This is a genomic window from Ideonella azotifigens (assembly GCF_006519715.1).
GTDB classification, from domain to species: domain Bacteria; phylum Pseudomonadota; class Gammaproteobacteria; order Burkholderiales; family Burkholderiaceae_C; genus Ideonella; species Ideonella azotifigens.
Window position 1 is genome coordinate 1 of the sequence record NZ_VIDT01000414.1, and the last position, 5077, is coordinate 5077.

Annotated in this window: 5 protein-coding genes and 1 pseudogene; 3 read left to right on the forward strand and 3 right to left on the reverse strand. The window is 67.1% G+C overall.

The features are described 5' to 3' along the window. Positions 1-181: pseudogene (locus FKP22_RS20720) on the reverse strand (hypothetical protein); the annotation flags it as partial. A 210-nt stretch (positions 182-391) separates the two neighbouring features. On the opposite strand from FKP22_RS20720, the gene FKP22_RS20725 reads away from it, so the two are divergent. After that, positions 392-1027 carry an NAD(P)H-dependent oxidoreductase gene (locus FKP22_RS20725; protein WP_141289589.1) on the forward strand — a complete coding sequence of 212 codons (636 nt, stop codon included), beginning with the start codon at positions 392-394 and terminating at the stop codon, positions 1025-1027. Between the two features lie 28 nt (positions 1028-1055). On the opposite strand, the gene FKP22_RS20730 is transcribed toward FKP22_RS20725, so the two are convergent. Further along, positions 1056-2489 (reverse strand): DUF2867 domain-containing protein, encoded by a 1434-nt coding sequence (locus FKP22_RS20730; RefSeq protein ID WP_141289590.1) that lies wholly within the window; start codon positions 2487-2489, stop codon positions 1056-1058. A 56-nt stretch (positions 2490-2545) separates the two neighbouring features. Then, complete coding sequence (locus FKP22_RS20735; protein WP_141289591.1) at positions 2546-2872, reverse strand: metalloregulator ArsR/SmtB family transcription factor; 327 nt, start codon at positions 2870-2872, stop codon at positions 2546-2548. Between the two features lie 169 nt (positions 2873-3041). On the opposite strand from FKP22_RS20735, the gene FKP22_RS20740 reads away from it, so the two are divergent. Next, positions 3042-4157 carry an acyl-CoA dehydrogenase family protein gene (locus FKP22_RS20740; RefSeq protein ID WP_141289592.1) on the forward strand — a complete coding sequence of 372 codons (1116 nt, stop codon included), beginning with the start codon at positions 3042-3044 and terminating at the stop codon, positions 4155-4157. Between the two features lie 11 nt (positions 4158-4168). Further along, on the forward strand, positions 4169-5038 hold the full coding sequence (locus tag FKP22_RS20745) for a phosphate/phosphite/phosphonate ABC transporter substrate-binding protein (protein ID WP_141289593.1): 870 nt from the start codon (positions 4169-4171) through the stop codon (positions 5036-5038). Positions 5039-5077: the final 39 nt, after the last annotated feature.

The window sequence follows — 5077 nt, forward strand, 5'->3', positions numbered from 1 at the left end:
CCACCACACCTCCCGCGACCAGCACCGACTTGGCCTCGCGCGCCGCCTCCTGCGGCCCCAGTGGCATCTGCGCGGAGGGATCTGGGTCCTGAGACGGAATGCCGTGGCCGGGGCGAGCCTGCTCGGCAAGGTCTTTGTCGGCGCCTGCGCTGTCGGGCGCCGCGGTGGCGGATGGCTTCATGTGTCTCTCCTGAGTGAGTGGACGATGGCGCGAGCTCCAGGCCTGCGCCCCAAGCGGTTCCCTGACCTTATGCCCGCGGGAGTGGGCCCGTCCGTGCGGCAGCGAACGTCGCCGGGTACCGAGGCCCTAGCACAGCCCGGGCATTCGTGCTGCCAACGGCTCTTTCCCGGAGGGCGGAGAATTCAAAAACACCACTCTCCTCTTCAGGCCATGAACCTCATCGAACTGCTCACCTGGCGCTATGCCTCCAAGAAGATGGACCCGTCCCGCGCCGTGCCGCAGGACAAGGTCGATCGCATCATCGAAGCCGCGCGCCTGGCGCCGACCTCCAGCGGTCTGCAGCCGTTCGAAATCATCTCGGTGACCAATCCCGAGGTTCGCGCCCGCATCCGCGAGATCGCCTGGAACCAGGCGCAGATCACCGACGGCTCGCACCTGCTGGTGTTCGCCGCCTGGGACAACTACACCGCCGACCGCATCAACCACATGTTCGACCTGACGAACGAGGTCCGCGGCGCCCGCAACGAAGGCTGGGAGAACTACCGCCAGCAGTTGCTCAACACCTACCCGCAGCGCCCCGCGGAAGTCAACTTCCAGCACGCCGCGCGCCAGGCTTACATCGCCTTCAGCGCCGCGGTGATCGCCGCTGCCGAGGAAAAGGTGGACGCCACGCCGATGGAAGGTTTCGACCCCGACAAGCTCGACGAGATCCTCGGCCTGCGCGCGCGCGGCCTGCGCAGCGCGGTGATCCTGCCGCTGGGCTACCGCCAGGCTGAAGGCGACTGGCTGGTCAACCTGACCAAGGTTCGCCGGCCGCTCGATCAGTTCGTCACCGAAGTGCGCTGAACGGCGCCGGCGGGGCTTCAGCGGGGTGTCAGCCAGGGGCCGGATGCGTCCGCTGCCCCAGCGCTGATGTCACCGCATGCGCCAGCATCGTTGGCGCAATGTATTGGCGATGCGTGGCCGCGATGGCGGCCATGTAGAGCCTGCCGAACAGGTTCTTGCAGGCCACGCGCGTCGCCAGCGAAAACTCGATGGCGCCGTTGTCCAGCAGGCGCACGCTCGCACAGGTGCGGAACATCAGGTGCCTGTCGTCGGCCCCGAGGATGACCTGTGCCAGCCGCCCGTCAGGGCTGATCTCTTGTGCGCGGACTGGAAAGCGTTCGGCGAAGCGCGCATGCGTCGTGGGTGCCAGCAGTGACGAGACCGGGCAGCCCAGCGGCGAGGTCCTCAGCTTGAGAGGGCGGACCAGGGCGTTTCGGATTGTCATCAACCGGGACACCCCGAGCGGCGGGTTGTCCAGGAAGCCATCGAGTAAGGCGGCCAGCCATTGGCTGGCATCGAAGGCCGCCGGCTCAGGTGCAGGCACGAGCATCGAGAAGCTGTCCTGGTGATGGACGGTTCGGTCGGTGAGTTCGTGGCGCAACAGGGAATGGCTGGCGAGCTCTTGGGCCTCCAACACCCGCGCAGGATGCAGCGTGCTGACGAAACCGGGTCGGGTCCAGAAGCCCGCGCGCAACCGGTGCAGGTGGCCGACCCCGGAGCGGTAGCGCTTGCATGCTGCCTCCAGCAGGCTGCCGGGCCTGTCGTGCAGGGACAGGGCTGTGGTGGGCACTTCGCCCGGCTTGGGTTGTGCTGCGTTCAGCAACTGCGCGATCGCTGCCGGCAGCAGTTCGGTCAGCGACGGAATGTCGCCCTGGTCTGCCAGCACCTGCTGCCGCATCGCGTCCGACAGCGCTCCGCCCAGTTCATTGGTGTGCGTGGACAGCGCGAAGAATGCGGGGTGGCCCAGGTGGGCATGCAGCGGCGCGAACTGGTGCCAGGTCTCACCGGAGAACCGAACCGTGAACAGGCAATCCGGCGGCACGTTCACATGGCGCAAGGCGCGCAAGAAGCTTTCCGGGTCTTGCGCCAGCTCCGCAGGTGTCGCGCTTGAAAATCGGAGCTGGGCGCCGCCACTGCCGGAGATGGCAGTGAACACGCGATGGCCTGCATGCCGATGGAAAGGATGGCCGCCGTGACCGACGCCAAACGAGTAGAGCGCCGTGGCGTCGCCTTTGGCGAAGTCTGTGCTGCCCAGCTTGGCCGAAGGTTCGTCCAGTTCGTCGACAAACCTGGCATGCCGTTGCTGTCGGGCCAGTGCCTGGAAAAACAGCTTGGTGCCAGCACCATGACCGAGCTGGGCGACCAGGCTCACCTCGACCGGAACTCGGCCGGGGCCGGTGGGCAAGGTCACGGAGGGAAACGTTGCCGTCTGCACAGTTTTCCTGCGGGCGGCGCCGGGCGGCAGTGCAAGCGATGCGGTCATGGCTTCTTCCTCCAATGCGGTGTTCGCTCAGTTTTCACGACGGCAGCGTCGGGTTGTCAGGTGGCGGTGCGCTTCCTGGCCTTGGCCAGCGCAGCGCTTTCCTTCTTGAGCGGCCCGCCGACAGGGCAGAAGGCCGCGACGAAGTCGTGCAGCTTGCCCAGCATGTTGTCGTCGGCCAGGCTGTAGTGAACGAACTGGCCGCGCTTTTCGCTCTTCACCAGGCCTGCGTGCTCGAGGATGCGCAAGTGCTTGGAAAGCGACGGCTTGGTCATCTCGAAACGCTCGGCGATTTCGCCGGCGGTCAACGAAGCTTCTGAAAGGTAAGCCAGGATCTTCCTGCGCGGCGTGGACGCCAGCGCCGCAAACACGTTCTCTTCCTGCATGACTTTGTTATTTCGCTAATTGGCTAATTAACTACATCGTAGCAGCCTCTGGACCGATGCACCAGCGGCATCCACCGCAGCGTCCTGTTCACCCTTTGCACGAAGGAATTTCCCGCAGTGGTGGGTCCCGTCATTGACGACAATGCGGGCTCCACTTCTTCCGCTCACCATGACCTTCGTCGAAACCCTCACCCCCATCGTCACTGGCATCATCGAGCCGCGCGCTGTGCAGACCGACCGAGAGGGACGTTTCCCGCGAGAGGCGATCAGTGCGTTGGGCGAGGCAGGCCTGTTGGGGCTGGTCTCGGCCACCGAGGTGGGCGGGCTGGGCCTGGGGCTGCGGGAAGCGGCCGAGGTGGTGAGCCGCATCGCGCAGGCCTGCCCGTCCACCGCCATGGTGGTGTGCATGCACTACTGCGGCGCGGTGGTGCTGGAATCCTTCGGCAAGCTGCCGGTGCGTCAGGCCATTGCGCAGGGCAAGCACCTGACCACGCTGGCCTTCTCCGAGGCCGATTCGCGCAGCCATTTCTGGGCCCCCACCGGCACCGCCCGGGCCAATGGCGCTCAGGTGATCCTGGACGCGCGCAAGAGCTGGGTCACCTCGGCCTTCGAGGCCGACAGCTACGTCTGGTCCAGCAAGCCGCTGGCGGCCGAGGGTGCCAGCACGCTGTGGCTGGTGGGCGCCAAGCTGGCGGCCTTAAGCCAGCAGTCCGGCTACGACGGCCTGGGCCTGCGCGGCAACGCCTCTACCCCAATCACCGCCACCGGCGTGGCCGTCTCGGCAGACGACCAACTGGGCGAAGACGGCAAGGGCTTCGACGCGATGATGGGCGTGGTGCTGCCCTGGTTCTCCACGCTCAGCGCCGCCTGCTCCACCGGTCTGATGGAAGGCGCCCTGTCGCGCGCCATCACCCATGTGAGCGGCACCCGCCATCTGCACCTGGACAGCTCGCTGGCCGACCTGCCGACCATTCGCGCCTACCTGGCCCGCGCCCGCATCAAGACCGACATGGCCCAGGCGCTGCTGAAGGACACGCTGGACGCGATTGCCACCAGCCGGCCCGACACCATGCTGCGCGTGCTGGAGGTGAAGGCCGCTACCGCCGAAACCGCGCTGGAGGTGACCGACATCGCGATGCGCGTGTGCGGCGGTGCGGCCTTCCGCAAGGAAGCCGGCATCGAGCGCCTGTTCCGCGACGCTCGGGCCGCCAGCGTGATGGGCCCCACGTCCGACGTGGCCTATGACTTCATCGGCAAGGCCATCACCGGCCTGCCGCTGTTCTGAGGAGCGCTGGCATGAGTGAGCCGACAACACAAACCTTGGTCATGGGCGCCGTGGCCTATGCCCCCAAGGTGGTCACCATCTGGGAAGGCTTCAAGGCCTTCTTCGCGCAGCACGGCCTCAGCTTCGACTACGTGCTGTATTCGAACTACGAGCGCCAGGTCGAGGCCCAGTTTGACGGCAGCATCCACCTGGCCTGGAACTCGCCGCTGGCCTGGGTGCGGGCCCACCGCATCGCCGCCAGCCGCGGGCTGGATGTGCAGGCCATTGCCATGCGCGACACCGATTGCGACTTGCGTTCGGTCATCGTCGTGAAGGCCGACAGCCCGCTGCAGCAACTGGCCGATCTGCGCGGCAAGACGCTGGGCGTGGGCGCCATCGATTCGCCGCAGGCCACGCTGATCCCGCTGGACCACCTGCGCCAGGCCGGCCTGGTGGGCGGGCGCGACTTCACGGTGCGCCGCTTCGACGTGCTGGGCGGCAAGCATGGCGACCACATCGGCGGCGAGCGCGACGCCGCCAGGGCCTTGATGGCCGGCGAGGTGGACGCCTGCTGCCTGATCGACGGCAACCACCTGGCCTTCGGGCTGGACGGCACCTTACCTTCCGGCAGCACCCGCGTGCTGGCCCGCACTGGCCTCTACGACCATTGCAACTTCACCACCAGCCCGGGCGCACCGGCCGAGCTGATCGCCCGCTTCACCTCGCTGCTGCTGGCCATGCGCTGGGACGACCCGCAGGTGCGCCCGCTGCTGGAGCTGGAAGGCCTGCGCGAGTGGCGGGTCGGCCGCACCAGCGGCTACGAGCTGCTGGCGCGGGGTGTGGATGACGAACAGTTCTACAGTGCCGATGGCCGAATCCTGCCCGCTGACTATCGATATTGAGGCGCTGGGCCTGGACCAGGGCGCGCTGCTGCTGTTGCG